18 protein-coding genes (1 of these 18 only partly in view) are annotated in these 21,558 nt (G+C 70.4%); 5 read left to right on the forward strand and 13 right to left on the reverse strand.

All coding sequences use genetic code 11. The features are described from left to right. Positions 1–22 precede the first annotated feature (22 nt). On the forward strand, positions 23–811 hold the full coding sequence (locus tag KGD87_RS28255; RefSeq protein ID WP_284664041.1) for a radical SAM protein: 789 nt from the start codon (positions 23–25) through the stop codon (positions 809–811). Positions 812–819: 8 nt separating this feature from the next. Here KGD87_RS28255 and KGD87_RS28260 read toward each other — a convergent pair whose 3' ends face one another. From KGD87_RS28260 to KGD87_RS28295, 8 genes are all read right to left on the reverse strand, one after another. Beyond that, the gene (locus KGD87_RS28260) at positions 820–1,830 is read right to left on the reverse strand and encodes an aldo/keto reductase (RefSeq protein WP_284664043.1); all 1,011 of its coding nucleotides are present in this window, start codon (positions 1,828–1,830) and stop codon (positions 820–822) included. 32 nt (positions 1,831–1,862) lie between these two features. Further along, positions 1,863–4,001, reverse strand: a complete 2,139-nt coding sequence (locus tag KGD87_RS28265) for an ATP-binding protein (protein WP_284664045.1) — start codon at positions 3,999–4,001, stop codon at positions 1,863–1,865. Between the two features lie 118 nt (positions 4,002–4,119). Beyond that, positions 4,120–5,439, reverse strand: coding sequence for a phenylacetate--CoA ligase family protein (locus KGD87_RS28270; protein ID WP_350100128.1), 1,320 nt, complete (start codon positions 5,437–5,439; stop codon positions 4,120–4,122). Further along, on the reverse strand, positions 5,427–5,990 hold the full coding sequence (locus tag KGD87_RS28275) for a hypothetical protein (RefSeq protein WP_284664047.1): 564 nt from the start codon (positions 5,988–5,990) through the stop codon (positions 5,427–5,429). The genes KGD87_RS28270 and KGD87_RS28275 overlap by 13 nt, the downstream gene beginning before the upstream one ends. 5 nt (positions 5,991–5,995) lie before the next feature. Continuing rightward, positions 5,996–7,660, reverse strand: coding sequence for a vWA domain-containing protein (locus KGD87_RS28280; RefSeq protein WP_284664048.1), 1,665 nt, complete (start codon positions 7,658–7,660; stop codon positions 5,996–5,998). Then, positions 7,657–8,484 carry a hypothetical protein gene (locus tag KGD87_RS28285; RefSeq protein WP_284664049.1) on the reverse strand — a complete coding sequence of 276 codons (828 nt, stop codon included), beginning with the start codon at positions 8,482–8,484 and terminating at the stop codon, positions 7,657–7,659. The genes KGD87_RS28280 and KGD87_RS28285 overlap by 4 nt, the downstream gene beginning before the upstream one ends. After that, positions 8,481–10,016 (reverse strand): MoxR family ATPase, encoded by a 1,536-nt coding sequence (locus tag KGD87_RS28290; protein ID WP_284664051.1) that lies wholly within the window; start codon positions 10,014–10,016, stop codon positions 8,481–8,483. Before KGD87_RS28290 ends, KGD87_RS28285 begins: the two co-directional genes overlap by 4 nt. Positions 10,017–10,089: 73 nt before the next feature. Beyond that, positions 10,090–10,458, reverse strand: a complete 369-nt coding sequence (locus KGD87_RS28295) for a hypothetical protein (RefSeq protein WP_284664053.1) — start codon at positions 10,456–10,458, stop codon at positions 10,090–10,092. 290 nt (positions 10,459–10,748) lie between these two features. Between KGD87_RS28295 and KGD87_RS28300 the strand changes: the two genes are divergently transcribed. Next, entirely contained in the window at positions 10,749–11,498 is a 750-nt protein-coding gene (locus KGD87_RS28300) for a hypothetical protein (RefSeq protein ID WP_284664055.1), read from the forward strand. A gap of 34 nt (positions 11,499–11,532) precedes the next feature. Further along, positions 11,533–12,231, forward strand: a complete 699-nt coding sequence (locus KGD87_RS28305) for a hypothetical protein (protein WP_284664056.1) — start codon at positions 11,533–11,535, stop codon at positions 12,229–12,231. Positions 12,232–12,242: 11 nt separating this feature from the next. Here the strand turns inward: KGD87_RS28305 and KGD87_RS28310 are convergent, their stop codons facing one another. Both KGD87_RS28310 and KGD87_RS28315 read right to left on the reverse strand, forming a co-directional pair. Continuing rightward, positions 12,243–15,071 (reverse strand): sigma-54-dependent transcriptional regulator, encoded by a 2,829-nt coding sequence (locus tag KGD87_RS28310; protein WP_284664058.1) that lies wholly within the window; start codon positions 15,069–15,071, stop codon positions 12,243–12,245. Between the two features lie 146 nt (positions 15,072–15,217). Beyond that, on the reverse strand, positions 15,218–16,294 hold the full coding sequence (locus KGD87_RS28315; RefSeq protein WP_284664059.1) for a dipeptide epimerase: 1,077 nt from the start codon (positions 16,292–16,294) through the stop codon (positions 15,218–15,220). A gap of 123 nt (positions 16,295–16,417) precedes the next feature. Between KGD87_RS28315 and KGD87_RS28320 the strand changes: the two genes are divergently transcribed. Further along, entirely contained in the window at positions 16,418–18,382 is a 1,965-nt protein-coding gene (locus KGD87_RS28320) for an ATP-binding protein (protein ID WP_284664060.1), read from the forward strand. Here KGD87_RS28320 and KGD87_RS28325 read toward each other — a convergent pair whose 3' ends face one another. From KGD87_RS28325 to KGD87_RS28335, 3 genes are all read right to left on the reverse strand, one after another. Next, positions 18,383–19,069, reverse strand: coding sequence for a suppressor of fused domain protein (locus KGD87_RS28325; protein ID WP_284664062.1), 687 nt, complete (start codon positions 19,067–19,069; stop codon positions 18,383–18,385). 84 nt (positions 19,070–19,153) lie between these two features. Beyond that, positions 19,154–20,353, reverse strand: a complete 1,200-nt coding sequence (locus tag KGD87_RS28330) for a GNAT family N-acetyltransferase (protein WP_284664063.1) — start codon at positions 20,351–20,353, stop codon at positions 19,154–19,156. A gap of 55 nt (positions 20,354–20,408) precedes the next feature. Beyond that, positions 20,409–21,203, reverse strand: a complete 795-nt coding sequence (locus KGD87_RS28335; RefSeq protein WP_284664064.1) for an acyl-CoA desaturase — start codon at positions 21,201–21,203, stop codon at positions 20,409–20,411. Between the two features lie 226 nt (positions 21,204–21,429). Between KGD87_RS28335 and bioA the strand changes: the two genes are divergently transcribed. Next, positions 21,430–21,558, forward strand: partial view of an adenosylmethionine--8-amino-7-oxononanoate transaminase gene (bioA, locus tag KGD87_RS28340; RefSeq protein ID WP_284664065.1) — the 5' portion only. Its footprint extends 1,203 nt past the window's final position; the window shows 129 of its 1,332 coding nt (coding positions 1–129); it begins with the start codon at positions 21,430–21,432; its stop codon lies off the right edge, out of view.

Raw genomic sequence — 21,558 nt, forward strand, 5'->3', positions numbered from 1 at the left:
GGCAACCTCGTATAGTCCCGCCGTGCGCTACGAGCTCCAAGACGGACGCATCCTCACCTGGTCCCTGGAGACGCATGTCGCCACGCACTGCAACCTGCGCTGCGTGCAGTGCTGCCCGCTGTCGCCGCACCTGCCTGCCTGGTCCGTGGACCCCGCTGCGCTGGGCAAGGACTTGCGCCAGTTGGCCCGGGCCCTCCGGCCCAACGTCTTCAAGCTCACCGGCGGCGAGCCCTTCCTCCACCCCGACCTGCCAGCGGTGCTGGACGCCGTGCGCGCCTCGGGCATCTCCCCGCAGGTGTCCGTCACCACCAACGGCTTCCTCGCCCAGAGCGCCCCTGACGCCGTCTACGAGCGCCTGGACCGGATGACCCTGTCCGTCTACACCTCCGCGCCGCTGCCGGAGCGCTCCATCGCCCGCATCACCGAGCGCTGCGAGCAGCACGGCGTCTTCCTCACGGTGAAGCGCATCGACGCCTTCCAGCAGCTCACGCCGGAGGCGCCGCACGCCTCCGAGGACGCCGTGCGAGGCATCCACGCGCGCTGCTGGCTGAAGGTCCGCTGTCACCTGGTCCACGCGGGCCGCTTCTACGCCTGCACGCGCCCGCCGCATGTGGCGACGGTGCTCGGCGGCACGTACCCGGAGATGCCCGCGCTGGGCGAGGTCGACGGCGTGCCGCTGGACACGCCGGACCTGGTGGGCCAACTGCTCGGCTTCCTCGAACGGGAGACGCCGCTGGCCACCTGCCGCTACTGCCTGGGCGGCGACGGCGCATGGCAGCCGCACGCCCAGCTCCCTCGCATTCGAGTCTGAAGGTCACCTCACCGGGCGCGCGGCTGGGACGCCTTGGGGAGCGAGGACTGCATGGACGGCGGATAGCGCCCGCCCGCGGCGACGCCCGGAGGCGCGACGGCGTTGATGGCGGCCACGTCCTGGTCCGTGAGCGTCACCTCCAGCGCGCCCAGGTTCTCATCCAGGTACTTGCGGCGCTTGGTGCCGGGGATGGGCACCAGGTCCTTCCCTTGGGCCAGCACCCACGCGAGCGCGAGCTGCGCCGGCGTGCAGCCCTTCTCCCATGCCAGCCGCTCGATGTGGCCGACCAGCTCCAGGTTGCGCGTGAAGTTCTCCCCCTGGAAGCGAGGTGAGAAGCGGCGGTAGTCGTCCTGCGCCAGGTCCTCGAAGCGTTTGATTTGCCCCGTGAGGAAGCCGCGCCCCAGCGGGCTGTACGGGACGAAGCCCACGCCCAGCTCGCGGCACGCCTGGAGCACGCCGTCCTCCGGCTCACGGCTCCACAGCGAGTACTCGCTCTGGAGCGCGCTGATGGGATGCACCTTCGACGCACGGCGCAGCGTGTCCGCGTCCACCTCCGACAGGCCGAGGAAGCGCACCTTGCCCTCACGCACCAGCTCCGCCATGGCTCCCACCGTGTCCTCGATGGGCGTCTGCGCGTCCAGCCGGTGCAGGTAGTACAGGTCGATGACGTCCACGCCCAGCCGGCGCAGGCTGGCCTCGCACGCCTGCTTTACATACTCCGGCCGTCCGTTGATGCCGCGCTTCTGCGGGTCCGCCGGGTCGCGGACGATACCGAACTTCGTCGCCAGCACGACGTTCGCCCGGTGCGGCTTGAGCACCCGGCCCACCAACGTCTCGTTGGCGCCCGAGCCGTACATATCTGCGGTGTCGAAGAAGGTGATGCCCCGCTCCAGCGCGTGCAGCAGCGTGGCCTCCGACTCCGCGTCATCCCTGCCCGCGTAGAAGTCGGACATCCCCATGCAGCCCAGGCCCAGCGCCGAAACGGTGGGGCCCTGCCTTCCCAGCTTCCGAGTCTCCATGTCCCTCACTCCTTCCTCGTGGTGACGCCCCTCTAACTGGTGCCTCCCGGCCTCGCATGACCTTCGAGTCTGGAATCGTCAATCAGGGGGGCACGGAGGGCCTGCTCCGCGCCCAGGTTGCCGGGCAGCTCCACGATGAAGGTAGAGCCCCGCCCCAGCGTGCTCTCCACGTGGACCCTACCGCCCATGGCCTCCACCAGCGTGCGGGTGATGTACAGGCCCAGGCCCAGGCCACCATAGTTGCGCTCCGACACGGCGCGCTCGAAGCGGCCAAAGAGGCGGGGCAGGTGCTCGGGCGCGATACCGATGCCCTCGTCCCGCACCGTCAGCCGCGCTCCGCCGTCATGCGGCTCCAGGCGCACGTGGATGGGCTTGCCGTCGCCGTACTTCACGGCGTTGTCCACCAGGTTGGTGATGACCTGCTCCAGGCGCAGCCGGTCCCACCGGCCCACGATGTAGAAGTCCCCCGCCTCCAGCAGCAAGGAAGAGCCGGCGCGCGCCGCCTGGGGTTCATACCGGGTGACGACGTCCCGGACGAGCGACCCCAGCTCCAGCTCCTCCATCTCCAGCGAGAGCCGCCCCGCGGAGATGCGCGATACGTCGAGCAGGTCGCCCACCAGCTCCGCCAGCTTCTGCACCTGCCGTGCGCCCACCACCACATAGCGCTCCACCAGGTCGCGCGGAACCGGGCCCGGCTGGCGGGCCAGCTCCCGCGCGAGCGCCTGGAGCTTCAGGCTCAGCGGGGTGAGCGGCGTCTTCAGCTCGTGGCTGGCAATGGACATGAACTCGTCGCGCAGGCGGATGGCCTCCCGAGCCTCCGCATAGAGCCGGGCATTCTCCAGGGAGAGCGCGGCCCGGTGTGCCAGCTCCTTGGCGAACGCCAGGTCCGACGTCGAGTAGTGCCGGCCGGAGTAGGAGTGGATGAAGCTGAGCACCCCCAACACCTGTCCGCGCGCAATCAAGGGCACGGAGATGAGGGAGTTGGGCCCCATCGCTTCCATCACCCGGGCGTGTTCCGGATTGTGCGCGAGCGCGTGAATGCGCTCGCGGGTCAACCGCTCGATGTGAACCGTCTCCGCCCGCAGCAAGGCGCCCGTGGGGGGATGCCCCGGGTTGCCGCTGGGCTGCATTCCGAAGCGGAGGACATCCTCCGCCAGCGCCTCGTCCTCGGGCCGGAAGTGCGCCGCCGCGAGCCGCCGGAACGTCCCGTCTGGCGCCGCCACGTCGACGACGCACCAGTCCGCGAAGGTGGGCACCACCAGCTTCGCCAGGTTCCGCAGCGTCGCCTCGTCGTCGAGCGACGACGTCAGCACCGCGCCCGACTCCGCGAGGAGCCAGTCACGCGCCTCGGCCTGCTGGAGCTCGTGCGTCAGGGCCTCGGCGCGCTGTCGGGCCCGGACCAGGTCCGTCACGTCGAACCCGAAGCCGACGATGCCGTCGATCTCACCCTGCTCGTTCCGCGTGGGCTGATACGCGATGTTGAGATACGTCTCCTGTATCTCCCCATTGGGGAGCTTGCGAGGGAACGGCACCGCATTGCCCGCGAAAGGGACGCCGGTGCGGTAGACCTCGTCCATCAGGACGATGAGGCCCCGTGTCTCCGCCCAGGGCACGGCCTCGCGGGCCTCCCGGCCCTCCAGCTTGTCCGTCCCCATCAGCGCGTTGTTCATCGTGTTGGAGAAGGAATAGACGTGTCGGGGGCCACGCATGAGGATGATGCCCGCGGGCGCGTCCTGGAAGAGCGTGTGGAGCCGTGCGCGTCCGGCCTCCGCCTCGCTTCGGGCCGCCCGCTCCCGCTCCAGCAGCCGCGCCCGCTCCGCATTGGCCTCGCGCAGCAGGACGTTCAGCTTCGTCATCAGCATCGAGAGCACCGCGAAGGCCGCCAGCGAGACGGCCCTTCCCGCGCCAGTCTCCTGATTGAGCAGCAGCTTCAGGAAGTAGAAGTCCACCACCACCGCCGACAGGAGCGTCGTCGCCAGGGCGGGACCCCAGCCGCCCCACCAGCCGGCCACCATCACCGCTCCGAAGAAGAACAGGAACGGGGTGGCGGGGATGAACGATGCCACGCTCGCCTGGATGAGCCACGCCGCGACGAAGGCGAGCAGCGCGACGCCATAACGTCCGGCGCTTGAAGCCCAGCGTGGGTGATGTCGTTCCGGACGTGCGTGCATGGCCAAAGGCGGGCTCCCAGCCGGCTGCATACCCCCGAGGAGGGACCGCGCACCTCTCAGGTAAGCACCGAAACCCACTGCATGACATCTTGCTCGCCGCTCTGGCATGCAAGGCTGCTCAACGCAGCCGGCGGAACGGCTGTGGCTTGGTGCCCACGGCCAGCGACGCTCCCTCCACGTAACACACGTCCAGGCTCGGCTGTGTCCAACCCAGGTTCCGCAAGGCGCCGGCAAGCCGCTCGCGCAGGGGCGCAACGTCCGAAGGGCTCGCGCCCGCCAGCTCCAACTGGAAGTGCGAGACGTCCGCCTGTGTCAGTCGGAAGCCACGCAGCGCATGGTGCTTGAACACCCAGGCCAGCGCCCAGGCGTCCACCTCCCGGCCCGAAGGCGTGACGAAGTGGCAGGCGCCGCGTCCGCCGAAGTGCTCCAGCGTCCACCCGTGAAAGCCACAGGCGCAGGCGTCACGCCGCACGCTGCCCGCGTCGCCCGGGAGGTAGCGCAAGAGCGGCAGCACGCTGGGACGCAGCCGTGTCACCACCACCTCGTCCAGCCCGGGCTCCAGCCAGACATCCGGAGCCAGGACGTGGAAGCGGCCCGGCGCCTCGGGCCTCGGGCACTCCCAGGCCAGGGGGCCCGTCTCCGTGGTTGCATAATAGTTGAGGACAGGCGCGGGCACCGCGTTCGCCAGCTCCGCGCGCAGGCCGGCAGGCAGGTGTTGCGCGGAGGTGAGCACCAATTGGGGCGTGGGCACGCCGGGCTGTGCCGCCAGCCACCGCAGGCCCTCCGGGTCGGAGAAGAGCACGGCGGGACGCACGCGGCGCAGGCGCTGGAGCGCGTCCTCGCGCAGGACGGAGATTCGGTGCAGCGCGCCGTCGTGGAGGATGGGCAGGCGCACCGAATACTCCAGCCCGCCCGGCAGCGCGTCCAGCAGCACCACCCGCGGATGCGGAGGCAGCGCCGCTCCCACGCGCGTCACGAGGAAGCGCAGCACGGCCCACATGTGCAGGCAGTCGCGCCGGTCCCTCACCACGTTCACCGGCGCCCCGGTGGACCCGGAGCTCTTCACCACCACGCACTCATCGGCGTCCGCTGGCGGCGTGGGCACCGCGTCCCAGTTCGCGGCCAGGGCCTCACGGTCCAGGAAGGGCAGGTGGCGCAGGTCGTCCAGCGTCTGGAGGTCACCCGGGTGCAGGCCCGCCGCGTGGAGCCTCCGGGCGTGGTACGGCGAGCCCCGCAGCGCGTCGCGCAGGCCGGACAGTCGGGCGTCCAGGTCCGCGCGCGCCGCGTCCTCGTCGGCCAGGGAGGCGAAGCGGGTCAGGCCCTCGGCGATGGACTCGGCCCAGGGGATGTGGGGGCGCTGCGAGGAGGTGTCCCGGCGGATGTTCGCGCGAGGCGCGACGCGCAGGTTCGCGGACAGGACGTTCGTCACTCCCGCCACCCACGCGCCTCCGTGGCGCGCTGCTCCGCCTCGCGCAGGGCCTGCTGGCGTTTGTCCGCCTCCTTCTTCCGGGCCTCCTCCGCGCGCCGCATCTCCGCTTCCGCCTTGCGGTAGTCCAATTGCTCGATGCGCGCGACGGAGCCCTTCGGTGACTCGCCCGTGCACTGTCCGCCCACGACGCGCACCCACTTGCGAATGAACTCCTCGCGGCGGAAGGTGTTGGAGCGAATCATCTCCGCCGTCAGCGGGGCCACGTCCTGGAAGAAGCGCTGCAGGAGCGTCGTCGCGTCGTCGTTCTGCTGCAGCGCCTGCACCGTCTCCTGCCGCAGCGCCGAGGACACCAGCACGTGCGCGAGGATCACCACCTGCTCCCGCCACAGCGGGGAGCGGGCCTTGTCCTCCAGGGCGCCCCAGTCCGCGCGGGACGGGGGGCGGACCTTCGCGAGCCGGAAGGTGTCGCAGATGATGGCCAGCGCCAGGTCATGCGAGTACGGCGACACGATGGGAGTTGCTTCGAGCTGCGTCTGAAGCTCGCGGATGTCGAAAGCCATGGGACTCAATTCTCCAGCAATGCCTGGGCGAGGTCGGCGGCGGCCTTCGCGAAGTCGGAGGGCCAGCGCACCACCACCAGCCGGAAGCGGCGCTCGCGCAGCAGCGGCGCCAGCGCCTGCCGTGCGCGGAGCTCGTCGGGAACCGCGAGGATGGCCACCACGAGGCGCGAGCGCCGGATGGACTCCAGCACCGGCGCCAGGGGCTTCTCCGCGGTGACGTTCATCAGGAAGTCGCTGTCGGAGATGATGATGCGCAGCGCGTCGGGCCGCTCGCGGGACAGCGCATCCATCACGTCGAAGGGGAACAGCGTGCCTCCGCCGATGTAGCTCAGCAGGAAGTCGCGCGCCGTCTCCTCGTCGTACATCCACGGCGACACCCGTGGGTTGCCGTGCGAGTACACGATGCCGCGCACCGTGGCCTTCTTCCTCAGCGCGGAGGCGGACAGCACCTGGGCCGCCAGCGTCATCGCGTTGAGGCTCAGCTCCGGGTTGGGCATGGAGCCGCTGGTGTCCAGGTAGATTTCCACGGACGGCGCGCCCAGCTCGGACGGGGGCGGCAGGTCCGCCTCCAACTCGCGGCGCAGCGGGGACACCGCGGCCAGGTGGCCCTGGGACAGCACCGTCAGCGTCCAGTCGATGCTGGACGGGTCGTCGCCGTACTCCCACGCCTGGGGCGTGGTGCGCAGGTAGGGCTCCGGCTGGGACGGCGCCGTGGGGAGCTTCAAGATGTGCCGGTCCACCAGCCGCCGATAGTGCTTCGCCACCAGGGCCCGCCGCAGCGTCCCGCCCTGCTTGCCGGGCAGGTGCTCGGTGACGCGGTGGATGGAATCCAGTTCGTCCTTCTCCTTCGCGCGGGTGCTCAGGGGCTCCAGCCAGCCCTGCTCCTCCGCCTCCTGCAGCGCGTCGTCCCAGCGGCTGCTGCCGTGGATGGCGGCGTCCAGGTCGTCCACGTCCGGCACGGAGACGTCCCCACCCAGCGGCAGGCTGAACTCCAGGTCCGCGGGCTGCTCGATGTACCGGATGAAGGTGGCGCAGAAGTAGAGGAACTGGAGCTTGCCGTTGGGCAGCGCGTAGAAGGTCTGCGCGAACATGCGCGCCTCGGCGCGAACGCCGGGGTAGCGCTGCTCCATCGCCTCGAGCTGCGCGGCGGGCACCAGCTCCCCAGGGGGCAGGCCCCACAGCTCCTCGTAGATGGCCAGGTAGAAGAAGAACAGCGGCGACACCTCGCCGCCCTGCACGCGCTGGAAGCCCCGGTACACCGCGCACAGCGCCTCCGCGTGCGTGCGGCCCACCACCTCGTTCACCTGCAAGTCGTAGAAGAGGTTGGTGAGGGACTGCTTCAGGCCGGGGACCAGCCGCTGCTCCTGCACGCGCAGCTCCGCGTCCCAACCCAGCGTGTGCGGGAAGCGCGCGTGGTGACCGACTTCATGCGCCAGCACCGCCGGGAGGCTGCCAGGGGCCTCCATGGCCTCCAGGAGCTTGAAGTTGACGAAGACCTGGCGCTTCACCAGGTCGATGTACGCGAGCGGCTCCTGGGCGTGGCTCTCATCGGGATGGAAGGCCACGTGCGGCTCGGGGGGGCTGAGCTGCACGCGCACGTCCCACAGCGCCAGCGCGTCGCGCCAGCCCGTGGCCACGTCTTCGCGGGTGATGCGCGGCGGAGGACTCATTCCGGGACGAACACCAGCACGTGCTGGGAGGTGTGCAGCGTGGCCGCCACCCGCCAGTCATTGCCCAGGGTCGCGAACCACGCGTCCGCGCGCGGGTCCTCCCGCAGCGCTTCGTCCAGGTGGGGGCTCTCCACGCGGGTCTGCTCCGGCACCTCGCGGCAGCCCATGGCGCCCAGGCTGACGGGCGCCTGTGCCAGCCAGATGCCCTGCGTGGCCGCGTCGCGGCCCGCCACGGCCTGACGGTGCCGGTCATGCACGCACACCACGGTGGGGGACAGGAAGTGCATCGCGCCGGGGAGGAAGCGGCTGTCCTCTTTCGACAGGTCCACCCAATGCGCCTGGGCGCGCGCGGCCAGCGGCGCGTCGGGTGGCTCCAGGGCCACGGCGGAGGTCTCACGCAGCCGCGCTTCGATGTCCTGGAGCGACGCCAGCTCCCGGCCCACGCGCCAGAAGATTCGCTGCACCCACGGCGGCGCGGACTCCAGGTTCTCCCCCAGGTTCCACAACTGGGCGAACACCTGCGAGCGCTCCTTCGCGGGCACGGCGGCCAGCAGTCGGGGAAGCAGGTCCGACCACGCCAGGGTGAAGAAGTTCTGCCGGCCGGCGCTCGCGGGATACAGGTAGCCCAGGCCAATGGCCTCCGCGCCCAGCTGGAGGTAGGCGCGCAGCAGCTCCTCGCCCTCCGCGGCTGGCGTCCCCGCATCGAGCAGGGATTGTCCCAGCCGCTGCGCGGCGCCGCCGGTGAGCTCGCGCCACAGGGCGGAGTCCCAGCGCACGAACCGGGCGCGGGCATTGGCTTCCAGCTCGTCGGTGAAGGTGCTCATGGGCGGCCGCCCGGGTTCTCCTTCAGCCACGTCGCGTAGTTCCGGTAGCGGCTGTAGAGGGACTTGAGGTGGATGACGTCCTCGTAGACGGGGCCGGACAGCTCGTGTCGCGTGAGCAGCTCCTTCATCAGCACCGTCACCCGGTTCATGCGCTTTTCGGTGGTGCGCAGGTCCACGCCGGACAGGCCCTTGTCCAGCTCCTGGCGCAGCGTCGTCACCTTGCGCCGGAGGGGCTCGTGCGTGTCGTAGTGGCCCATGGCCATGTCGAACATGTTCCGCAGCCACGCCACGCGGTCCTGGAGGAGCATGCGGTGGCCCTTCACCTCGAAGAAGGCGCTGCGCGGGTTGGGCACCAGCTTCTCGTGCAGCACCCAGGGGGCAATCTGCCGGAAGTCCTCCAGCTCCACGGCGGCGTGGCCGCGGAAGAAGGCCATGGCCTTCGCGAAGTGGAGGATGGTCTGGTACGCGCGCACGCTGACGCCGTTCTCCGTCTGCGTGCAGAGGTGGACCTTCTTGTCCAACGGGCACTGCTCGTTGCACACCGCGGCCACCGTCTGCCCGGCCAGCTTGAGCGTGTCCTTGTGCTTGAACTCGAAGCGCGGCGAGGCCATGCGGCAGAAGTCGAGCTGCCCCAGGAAGAAGGCGATGCGCTCCAGCACGTCCTTGGGCACCTCCACTTCCAGGATGGCGGCGTAGGCGCGCTCCAGCTCGCCGGGCGTGAAGACGATTTCCTGGGGCAGCAGCTCCTCGGGGGACTTGTCGGCCTCCAGGCGCTGGAGGAGCTGGTCCATGAACCCCGAGTTGAACGGCACCGCGCGCACCACCACGTCGATGCGGTCCTTCAGCGCCTCGATGACCTGGAAGGTGCCGCCGCCCTGGTCGTCGTTGGCGGTGAGGAACCAGGACGAGCGGCCCGCGTAGACGTACTGGTCCATCATCTCCGCGTAGCCCTCCGCCATGAGGGACAGGAGCGCGGACTGCGTCTTGGTGGGGATGCGGTTGTACTCGTCGATGATTTTGACGCGCTGGCCAATCCACTTGCGCCAGCTCACCTTCACCGCGGACAAGTCCTCCGCCTTGAGCATGTCGGAGGGCAGCGGCGCGCCCAGCAGGTCCGCGATGGAGAGCTGCGGATGGCCGCGCTGGATGCCGCGGTGGACCTCGTCGCGGCCCATTCCGGACAGCAGGGCCATGAGGAGGGCGGACGTCGTCTTCCCGCGCCCCGGCCCGCCCACCAGCAGCGCGCGCCGGCAGGTGAAGAGGGTGAGCAGGGGGATGAGGACGAACGAGCTGTAGCTGGTGTCCTCGGGGAGGTGGAGCTCGTCACCCGCGGGCGTCTTGAGGGACGCGGCCGAGCCGAACTCCAGGTCGTAGTAGGGACAGATGACGGCGTTGTTGGTAATCCACCAATACGCCTGCCGCATCTTGTCGTGGAGGCTGCCGCCGTCGCGCTCGGAGAGGTGGACATTGAGCTGCTTGTCCGCCGTCGCGCGCCCGGTGAGCAGACGCGTCACCCAGTCCTGGTTGGCCATGCGCGCCGGAGCCTATCACCCGGAGTGGACGGGCGCAGGCCGGTGTCCCACCGCGGCCCGCCCGTCGGGTCGCTCAGGGCCCGCGCAGCCGCGACATGAGCAGGAAGCCCACGGCGAGCACGAGCAGCGCGCCCACCACGGCCCACAGGGCGACGGAGCACCCAGGGGATGACTTCGAGACGATGGGCAGCTTCTGCGTCCGGAGGTCCTCGGTAATCTGCGCGAGCAGCCCGGCGTCGTAGGACACGGGCTCACCCTTGCGAATCTTCCGGCCCAGCTCCTCCAGCTCGCCCCCCGGCAGGTAGCGCTCCGTGAGCAGCAGGCTGCGCGCCTGGAGCGTCCGTTCGGTGCCATGGGCGGCGGGGTCCAGTCCGCAACCCGCGCAGGGGGTGAACGCGCCCACCTTCGAGTTGCCACACCGCACACAGACAGCCAGGGTCATGCGCCTACCCTAGCGCGAATGCCCCGCGAGGAGCGGCCCGGCAGTCCTCACGGGCCGCTCGGCGGGCGTCGCGTCAGGGGGCCAGGTTGCTCAGGTTGTTGCCGGATGTGCGCGACGGACGTGGTCATCGCGGCCGGTGACCACTTTGTGGTCATTCCATGCGTCAGGTGACCGGTTCCGGCCGCGCGGTGGCGTGACGCTCCAGGGGGACGGCACGCGGCACAGCCGCTGCAATGTCCTTTGCGCGTCCCATCCGGGACACCCGCAGCGCACCCCTCAGGAGACGCCCCATGGATGAACAATCGCTCGCCCCTCGCCAGCGCTTTCCGCGTTGGATGCTGGCTGGTTGGATGGCCACCGCCGCCTTCGTTGGCTTCCACCATGTGCCCGCGGCCAACGCGTCACATTCGCATACGGGCTGGAACCAGATTCACATCGCCACCATTCATGGCAATGACGGCCCCGCGGGTGGCGGCAGCGGACCGGGTGCGCAGGACGAAGAGTACTGCGTGATGTCGGAGACCACCGCGCTCCCGGCCGCGACGATTGCGCCCTTCATCGAGCAGACGTTGGCGAAGCTGGACTTCAGCCTCGTCTGGGATGGCGCGGCGGACTGGCGCGTGGACCTGTGGCGCACGCAGAAGTTCTGCAACCAGTACGCGACGGCGGACCGCAACCGCATCGAGCTGGAGTTCCGCATCCGCGAGTCCTGGGCCGCGCTGTGCGGCGGCGAGCAGTACGCCTGTGTCACGGCCGTGAATCCGGTGACGGACTCCAGCGGGCGGCACCAGCACTACCTGTACATGAACGCGCACCTGAAGCGGGAGCAGATGGCCGCCATGGGAGAGCGCGCCCGCAAGTTCATCAACCACGAGACGGGGCACCTCGTGGGCCTGAGAGACCCCAGCTACCACGGGGACTGCATGCACAGCGTGATGCACAACAACCTGTACCTGAGCTACGGGTGCACCGACCCGGTGTGGCACCCGACGACGTCCGACTTCGTGTCCGTGCGCAACATCGCGAACCGCGCCAACTGAACGCCGTCATCCCTTCGACATGAGGAACTTTTCCATGAAGCGCTTCCCTCTGCGTGAGTTGGCCCATGTGGTCGCGATGTCCGGTGTCATCCTGGCCGCGGTGCGGTGTGGCAATCCCGAGGACACCCACGCGCCCGACGATGCCTCCCAGTTCAACGTGCACAGCGCCCTGCTGACGAGCAACCGCGACGCCCTGCGCCTGTGCGTGCAGGAGTCCGCGTCCCTGCGTGGCAGCGCCGCCCGCATCACCGAGCGGCTCGGTGCCAGCCTGCGGACCGTGTCCGGCCACCCCGACTGGGAGGCGGCGCGCTTTGGCGACAAGGCGCCTACCATCGAGCAGGGGTGTCCTGGGCCGGCGCTCGCGCTGGAGCGGCTGGAGCCCAAGGAGTCCATCATCGGTCCGGGCGTCGCGGTGAAGCCTGGCCGCTACCGCACCTTCATCCACGTGCTGGATGAGAAGACGGCGGACGTGGTGCTGGGGGAGCGGCAGGTGGACCGGGCGCCGGCGGAGTTCCTGCGCGTCGACGACCATGTGCTCGCGGAGGTCTCCACGGCGCTCGTCGTGCGTGAGTCCTACCTGGACCACCCGGAGTTCGCCGCGCGCTGGCTCACGGGCGCGGTGGGTCTGCAGGCCGTGGAGGCCGGCCTGCCCGGCGTCCTGGGTGACGTGTTCGACAAGCCCGTCACGGATGCCTCGTCGCTGGCGAAGCCCTCGCTCGACCCCACGCACTGAGACGTGGGGGCTCAGGCCCTGCGAGCGCGCGGCGCACGGGTGGGCCGGGCGGGAGGCGTCTCCAGCTCCCGCCCGGACATCCGGCGCAGCTCGGCGTTGCCCAGGACGACTTGCGTCAACCGGGAGCGGGAGATGCGCAGCGCCGAGGCGGTGGCGACGACGTTGCCGCCATTCTCCACGAGGCTCTGGGCGATGCACTGCCGCTGCACCTCCGCGAGGAAGTCGCGGAGGGAACCCCCATGTTGCCGGAAGAGCATGGGGATGTCCGTCATCGCCGCGGGCGTGGGCCGGGGCTCGGCGCACTCCAGCGCCCGCTGCAAGAGCGGCGCGAGCACTGAACCACCAATGGCGGGCGCATCCGACAGGACGTCCGCCGCGCGCACCACGTTATGAAGCTCGCGGACGTTTCCGGGCCACGGGTGGGCGCGCATCAACCGCGTGGCCTCGGGAGTGAACGACTTCGGCGAGCCCCCGCGCTCCTGGGCCGCCTGTTCCAGGAAGTACATGGCCAGCAGGTGCACGTCCTCATCGCGCTCGCGGAGGGGCGGCAGCTCCACCTGGATGCCATTGAGCCGGAAGAAGAGGTCCTGCCGGAAGTCGCCCGCGCGGACCGCCTTCGCCAGGTTCCGGTTGGAGGCGGCGACGACGCGCACATCCACCTGGACCGTCTCCGCGCCGCCCACGCGTTGGAACGAGCGCTCCTGCAACGCCCGCAGCAACGCGGCCTGGCCCCGAGGGCTGATGTCGGCCACCTCGTCCAGGAACAGGGTGCCACCGTGGGCCTGCTCGAAGCGCCCGCGCTGGCGGGCCATGGCTCCGGTGAACGCGCCGCGCTCGTGGCCAAACAGGTCCGACAGCAGCAGCTCATCGTTGATGGCCGCGCAGTTGACGGCGACGAAGGGGTCCGAGGCACGCCGGGACAGGTCATGGATGGCGCGCGCGGCCAGCTCCTTGCCCACGCCGGTCTCACCGAACAGCAGCACGCTGGCGTCGGAGGAAGCCACCTTGCGCAGCTGCGTCACGGCCGAGCGGAACACCGCGGAGCGGCCGCGCAGGTACGGCGGCGCGAAGCCGTCTTCCGTGGGAGACTCACCCAGCAGGGTCCGCAATTGAGGTCTGTCATAGGCGCGGCGGAAGCGCTGCTGGGCCTCGGGTGGCAGCGCGTCGATGAGCCGCCGCCACTCCGCGAGCGCCGCCTGCCGAGCGCTCAGCCGCTGCGCCTCGGTGCCGCCCGCCTCCGCCAGTTGCAGCGTGAGGACGCGGACCCGCAGCGTGAAGTCCTGGGCGCTCAGGCGGTCGGGACGGGCGCTCGCGCGGCGCAGGGCCCGGCGCGCACGAGCCATATCGCCATTGGCGAAGGCGACCCGGGCATCGAGCAGATGGAGCCGGGCCGGCTGGGTGGCGCTGTTGCGCAGGTAGAGCCGCTGGGCCAGGGCATCCAGGACGGAAGAGGCCTCCGCCGCCCGTCCCAGCGCGAGCAGGGCCTCCACGCGCAGCCATCCGGTGGGGATGGCATAGAGGTGGGGCTGCGCCGTCTCCTCGTCGCCGCTCAGTCCGTCCAGCGTGGTGAGGGCCGCCTCCCACTCGCCGCGAGCGCAGTGGAGCTGGGCGCGGCTCAAGCCCACGGCCAGCCGGGCCTGGGGTGAATCGGGTGCGCGCGCCACGAGCGCGGCCAGCTTGCGCTCCGCCTCTGCGGTATCGCCCAGGAAGCAGTCGGTGGCGATGGCCTGTGGGTAGGCGGAGAGCTGCTGGAAGGGGATGTCCAGGCCCGGCAGGGCGAGCGTGAGCGCGGACTGGGCCTCCAGGTGGCGGCCCTCCCGGGAGTAGGCGAGTCCCAGGCCCAGCAGGGCCACGGCCTCGAAGGGCACCTCGCCGCACAGCAGGGACAGCGCGGCGAGCCCCAACTGGATGGCGGCGGTGTTCTGCTCCGCGCGCCGGGCCAGCGTGGCGAAGGCGACCTTGGCCAGTCCCACCAGGTCGTCCAGGCCGGCGGCGCGAGCCTGTCCCTCCACGGTGGTGAACAGGCGCCGGGCCAGCGTGTCGTCGCCCGCATCCATCGCCACGCGTCCCTCGAGCACCGTCATCATCAACCGCGAGAAGGTGTTCTCCGGACCGTCGAGCGCTGGATGCGCCACGCGCGCGAAAGCGATGCCCGCCTCCCGCTGTCCCGCATCGAGAAGGAACTGCAGATGAGTCGGCGCCAGGAAGCCATGGTCCTCTGAGATTCGGCCCGCGAGTCCGTCGGTGCCCAAGGCCCAGGCGACCAGCGCGTGCCCGGACGTCACCTGCCCCCCTCGCACGAGGACGTGCGCGGCCGTGGCGAGCAAGGCACTGGCCCACCGCGCCTGCTCACCCCAGGGGGCGAAGTTCCAGGGCGCGGGCATCGCGCTGTGCGAGGGTGCGGGCTCCAGCGCCCACAGGACGCCCGCCACCATGTCCGCGGCGCGTCCCGTCGCCTGCTGGAGTTGCTCACGTCCCTGGCCCAGCGGATCCGCCGCCAGCATCAACAGCAGGGCTTCGTCGGAGGCCTCGGCCAGCGGCGCCAGGCGGGCGCACGTCTCGCGGACCTCGGGCACTTCCAGCAGGTTCACCGCCATGTCGAGCGTCGCGGCCCTGGTGGGCGCCAGCCGGTGTCCCGGCTGCACCGTGCACAGCCCCGCTTCACAGGCGAGCCGGGCGCCCTCATGGAGCGGCGCCCCAAGGGCCTCGGCGAGCGTGTTCACCGGCAGTGGCCGAGGCGTCGCACAGGCAGCCAGCACCGTCAGTCGACGCAGGCGCGCGGGCTCGCGACGTGTGGGGTGCAGCAGGGAGGCGATGGTGTCATCAGGAGAGACAGGCACAATCGGAAAGCCTGAGGCCGCTCCGACACGCCATCAAGGGCCCCCGCGGAGACATCCGGCAAGAGCGCAGCGCCGCTGGAATGCTTCAGCAAAGCGGTTTCAACAGGGGGGCCTGCCTGCTCGCAGGCCGTGCGACGAGGCGTGGCTCAGGCCAGCGTGACGCCATGCCCTGGGGCATCCGTTGGCAGCTCCAGCCGTGCGCCCGCGTACCGGGCCCCGCCCTGGAAGGGGTGGCTCGCGATGAACAGCGGCGTATCCAGGTCGGCGTAGGTGAAGCCCCCCAGTCCGGCGGCCAGGTGTGCCGAGGCGGACATGGCCAGCACGCTCTCCACCATGCCGCCCACCATGAGCTCCAGGCCCGCGGCGCGAGCGAGGCTCCACATCGTCAGCGCCTCGACGACGCCACACTTCATCGTCTTGATGTTGATGGCATGCGCGGCGCCCTCCCGGATGAGTCGCAGCACGTCCTTCGCCGAGCGCGCCGACTCATCCGCGCACACCGGCACGCGCGAGCGGCGCGTGAGCTCCGCCATGCCGGCCACCTCATGCGCGGGCACGGGTTGCTCGAAGAGGGCCAGGGGGACGTCCGCGCGCTCCAGCGCCTTCAGGAAGGCGAGCGCCTCGGCCACGTCATAGCCGCCGTTGGCATCCGCGAAGAGCCGGGCCTGGGGCGCCACTTCATGGATGGCGACCAGCCGCGCCGCGTCTTCATCGGGTGGCAGCGCCCCCACCTTCACCTTCAGCGTGGTGATGCCCCGCGCCAGGATGGCCTGCGCGGACTTGCGCGCATGGGCCACGTCTCCCGCGGTGATGGTCATGTCGATGTCCAGCGTGGCCTGCGCGCCGCCCAGCATCACGTACAGCGGAACGCGGTAGTGCCGAGCCAGCGCATCGAGCAGCGCCGTCTCCACGGCGCACCGGGCGGAGGGTGCCAGCGCGAGTGAATCCCCCAGCGCCTCGGACGCGGGCCGCCACGCGCGAGCGTCGTGTCCCACCAGTCCCGCGCGCACCTGTTCCAGGGCGGCCAGCGTACTGGCTTGGGTTTCTCCGCTGACGGCGGGGAAGGGGGCGGCCTCGCCCAGGCCCTCGGTGCCGTCCGCCAGGGTGAGCCGCACCAGGACGTTCTCCGCGGCGTGCTGCGCGCCGGTGGCGATGGCGAAGGGCTCGGTGAGCGGGAGGTGCAGCGGCTCGAAGCGCACGGCGGTGATGAGGGTGGGCGTCATGGGCGGCCGACGAGCCTAACGGGAACTGAGACCTGTCCGCCGCGTGTACTTGTGACGGCCCCGCATTCGTGTCGACATGGGGCCATTCTGAACGACCGATTCCAGGCGGCTCCGGCGCCCGACATGGATGTGCTGCTCGTGGCGCTCGAGGAAGCGGAGCGCCACCAGCCCGAGGGCTGCATGGTGTTGCACGCCGTGCGGGACGCGTCGGGTGCGCTCGTCGACTTCCAGTGGGCCTGGGTGAATCCCGCGGGTGCGCGAGCGCTGGGGCACGCCGCACCGGAGTCGCTGCGCGGCAAGCGGCTGCGCGAGCTGATGCCGGGCTCGGGATTGGCCGCGCGGGTGGACTTGCTCCGGGACGTGGTGGAGGCGGGGCGGCCAGCCGCGGACAGCTTCCGGGAGGGGGACGCGTGGCTTCAGGGGACGGCGGTGCCGCTCCGGGACGGTGTGCTGCTGCGCCTGCGTGACATCACCAGCGCCCTGCGGCTGGAGGAGGGCGTCCGCGAAACCCTGGACTGGGTGCGGAGCATGCTGGAGGCTACGCCCGACGCGTTCTTCACGGTGGATGCGGACTGGCGGGTCACCTATGTGAACCACGAGGCCGCGGCGCTCAGCGGGCGCTCGCAGGAGCAGCTCTTCCGGCAGATTCTGTGGCAGGCGTGCCCGGAGCTGCTGGGCACGCGGATGGAGCGGGAGCTGCGCCGCGTCGCGAGCGGTGCGGGCCCCACCATCTTCGAATGGCGCGCCACGCCTGGACGCTGGCATGAGGTGCACGCCTGGGGCGCCAACGGCAACGTGTCCATCTTCGGGCGGGACGTCACCGCCAGGAAGCAGGCGGAGGCGGAGCGGGACGTGCTCCTGTCGCGTGAGCACTCGGGCCGCCTGGAAGCCGAGGCGCTGGTCCACGAGCGCACCCGCGAGCTCATGGCCGCGCGCGAGCGGCTGGTGCAGTCGGAGAAGCTGGCCATGGCGGGACAGCTCGCGGCGGGCGTGGGGCACGAAATCAACAACCCGCTCTCCTACGTCGTGGGCAACCTGCAGTTCGCGCTGGAGCAGCTCGAGCCCCTCGCGGCGCGGGGCGAAGTGAGCGCCGCCTGGACCCGCGCGCTGGGCGAGGCGATGGAGGCCCTGCGCGAAGCGAAGGAAGGCGCCGAGCGCATCCGCACCACCGTTCGCGACTTGCAGACCTTCGCCCGCGCGGAGGAGCCGCAACTGTCACCCGTGGACGTGCACGCGGCGCTGGAGTTCGGCCTCTCCATGGCAATGCCGCACCTGCGCCACCGGGCCCGGGTGGAGAAGCGCCTGGGCCCGGTGCCCACGGTGATGGCGCACGAGACGCGGCTGGGGCAGGTGTTCCTCCAACTGCTCGTCAACGCCGCGCAGGCCATCCCGGAAGGAGACGTGGCGCGCTACCAGGTGACGCTCTCCACCTGGAGGGACGGTGCGACGGTGGTGGTGGAGGTGGCGGACAACGGCCACGGCATGGCGCCCGAGGTCCTGGAGCGCGCCTTCGAGCCCTTCTTCACCACCCGCCCCTTGGGGGAGGGCGCAGGACTCGGCCTGTCCACCAGCCTGGGACTGGTGCGAGGCATGGGTGGCGAATTGTCGGCCTCGAGCGCGCCGGGGCTGGGCAGTGTCTTCCAGGTGCGGCTGCCCACCACCGACGCGGACGCGCCATCCGTTCGGGTGGCGGAGGACAAGGACCTTCCCGGGCGGAAGCGGGTGCTGGTGGTGGATGACGAGCCGCTGCTCGCCTCGGTGCTGGGCCGCATCCTCGGCGCGCGTCACGAGGTGGTGGTCGTCCACAGCGGGCGCGAGGCGCTGGACACGCTGGCGCGCGACGCGGACTTCGACCGCATCTTCTGTGACTTGATGATGGGAGACCTGACGGGGATGGACGTGTACGACGCGCTGTCCTCGCGTCAGCCGGAGCTGCTCGCGCGCTTCGTCTTCATGACGGGCGGAGGCTTCTCCGAGCGTGCACGGACCTTCCTCCAGTCGGTGCCGGTGCCACGCATCGAGAAGCCCTTCGAGCTGGGCGTCCTACACGCGTTGGTGGAGGACGCCCCGCCGCGCGAAGCGGTGTGACTACAGCTTCACCTCTTCCCGGTCGGGCTGGGTGATGTAGCCCGAGCCCGCGGCCACCAGCTTGGCCATCAGCTTGTCCATTCCGTTGGAGCGGGCAAAGGCCATCTCGTTGCGGGTGGCGCCCACCAGGGTGAGCAACTGCACCTTGCCGCTGGGGAGCACGAAGTGGTCGGGCCGGGCCGGGTCCCTGACGAACACGAAGCCGCCCAGCTTGGACTCGCCACCATCCAGCGCGCCCTCCACCGGGTAGCGGTGGCCCATGGCGAAGGCGCGCAGGGACACGAGGTTGTAGGCCATCATGTCCAGCAGCCGGAACACCGGCCACTTCGCCTCTTCAGGTGTGTGGATGACCATCTCGTAGCCCAGCCCGCTGGGCCCGTCGTCGGGGATGTCCTCGCCGGGGGCCGTGGTGAAGGGGTTGGACAGTCCGCTGGTGACATAGGTCCAGTAGGGGTAGTTCTCGCTGGGTGGGGCGACGCGTACGCCCATGGGACCCCAGTTGGGGTCCGCCTCCTGGACCTGGGTCAGCTCACTCTCCATCCACGCCTGGATGGCATCCGTCTGGTCGAGCGTGAAGACGCCTTCGTCAATGGCGCCAAACATCTTCGGATACTCGACTTCATCGCGGTCCGCCCAGCAGTCCTCGTACCACTGGATGAAGTCTTCGTTCGTCTCCGGGGCTTTCATGGCGATGACACTCTAGAGGCTCACCCCGGTTTCACAACTTCAAGTCGCGGAGATGTCTCTTCAGGCTGACAATCCGGGGGGCGTTCAGGTGCCGGTCGCCCCTTCGGTGCCCGGGGGGGCGGCCAGGGGCCAGGGTTTCAGCCCGCAGATGCGCTCGGCCTCCTCCACGGCGGGCGCCAGCCGAGCGTGCTCCCGGCGGAGGAAGCCCCGCACCGCGCCGTCCAGCGTCTTGTCGAAGATGAGGTGGGCGCTGTGCACGGCGGTGGGCTCGAAGCCGCGGGACACCTTGTGTTCACCCCCGGCGCCGGGCTCGAACACCTTCCGGCCGGTCCGGATGCAGTCCTCCACGGAGTGGTACAGGCAGACGTGGAAGTGGAGGAAGGGGTGCTCCTCGAAGGCGCCCCAGTAGCGGCCATAGAGGCGCTCCGGGGTGGCCAGGTTGAAGGCGCCGGCGACGACCTGCTGGCCGCGCACCGCCTCCACCAGCTCCACCGAGCCGGGCATCGTGCGGAAGACGCGCGCGAAGAAGTCAGGGGTGAGCTGAATCTGTCCCCAGGCGTGGCGCTCGCAGGTGGAGGTGTAGAAGCCGTAGGCACGCTGGGCGTGCACCTGGGAGAGCGCGTCGCCGCGCACCGTGCGCAGGGAGATTCCCTGGGTGGCCGCGGCTCCGCGCTCGCGCTTGAGCTGGTTGCGGCGCTTGGAGTCGAAGCGCGCCAGGTAGTCGTCGTAGCTGCCGTAGCCCGGGTTCTTCCAATGGAATTGAAGGGTGATGCGCCGAGCGAGCCCCTCGGTCTCCAGGAAGTCCGCCTCGTCTCCCGTCGGATACAGGACGTGGACGGAGGAGCAGCCCGCCTCCTGGGCGCTCTCGGCGGCGGCGGAGAGCAGGGCCCGGCGCAGGGCGGGGACGTCCTCGCCCGGGGCGATGAGGAAGCGAGGGACGGTGGCGGGGGACAGCGGCCCGCCCACGACGAGCTTCGGGTAGTACTCGACCCCGAGCCGGGCGGCGGCATCCGCCCAGCCGAAGTCGTAGATGTACTCGCCCATGCTGTGGAACTTGAGATACGCGGGCGCGGCGGCCACCAGCTTGGGGCCGCGCCACAGCGTGAGGTGATGCGGCGCCCAGCCCGTCTCCTCGGTGGCGCTCCCGCTCTCCTCCATGGCCGCCAGCCAGGCGTGCCGGACGAAGGGTGGGGCGTCGGGGCCGACGAGCGCGTCCCAGCCTTTGGCCGGGGCGTCAGTCACTGCTTCGAGGATGCGGAGACGGAGCGGGGTATCGGCGGGCACGGGGGCACTCTTAACGCGCCTCGCACATACCTGCAGTGGGTTGCTGGCCTGTCCGTCAGGCGGCCCGGGCGGCGCCCCCGGTCCGAGCGGCTTCGCGGGCCTCCGGCCAGACGGCACGCTGCGGGGTGGTGATGCGGATGATGCGCAGCAGGGCCAGCACGCGCATCACCTGCCACGTGGGGTCCAGCTCGAACTTCCGGGCCGCGAAGTTGGGACTGCTGCCGTACTTGTGGTGGTTGTTCTGGAAGAGCTCCCCCATGCAGAGGAAGTCCATGGGCAGCGAGTTGCGCGACTTGTCGGTGCTGGCGAAGTTCCGGTAGCCGTATTTGTGGCCGCACCAGTTGACGATGGCGCCGTGCACGGGGCCCATGAGGAAGTGCAGGGGCAGCAGCAGGAACTGCCAGGGGGAGGTGGCGAACGCCACGTAGAAGGCGGAGTAGAAGGTCACCCAGCCCAGCGAGGCGAGCCACGAGGTGCGCAGCGTGGTGTCCACGAGCGGCCACTCCGGGTAGCCGCCCAGGAAGCGGGCCTCGGGCTGGCCGCGGCCGGCCGCGTAGTCGTCGTAGCGCGCCTTGGTGTGCCACATCATCCGCGCCACATCCTTGAAGAAGTGGGGCGAGTGCGGGTCCTTCTCGGTGTCGGAGAAGGCGTGGTGCTCGCGGTGGAGGATGGCGTACGCCTTGGGCGACAGGTACGACGAGCCCTGCACCAGGTAGGTGAGCAGGTGCATCACCCGCTCCGTCTTCGGCCCCATGGTGTACATGCGGTGGGCCGCGTACCGATGCTGGAAGAAGCTCTGGAAGAACACGCAGAGCAGCCAGTGCGAGACGAAGAAGATGAGGACGGCCATTCGAGCTCCCCGGTCAGTGACTGAACTGGGGTAACACCGGGCATGTCATGGCCTCGTCACGCAGGGCCGAAGAGCGGCGCCCCTGCCCCGAGGGGCGATGCGCCCGGTCGCTCCTCTTCAGGGGGCCATCAGTAGAACGCGCCGTGGCATGACATGACGCGCGGCGGTGTGGCCCGCTCTTCCGGTACGGAAGGGGGGCACTGAGTTCCACGAGAGGAGCACACGCGTGAAGCGGGCGGACATCGTCGGATTGGACAAGGCGCACGTCTGGCATCCCTACACGGCGATGGAGGCCTACATCGCGCAGACGGACCCACTGGTGGTGGCGCGCTCGGAAGGGGCGTACCTCCATGAC

It is taken from the genome of Myxococcus sp. SDU36 (assembly GCF_030168875.1).
GTDB lineage: Bacteria > Myxococcota > Myxococcia > Myxococcales > Myxococcaceae > Myxococcus > Myxococcus vastator.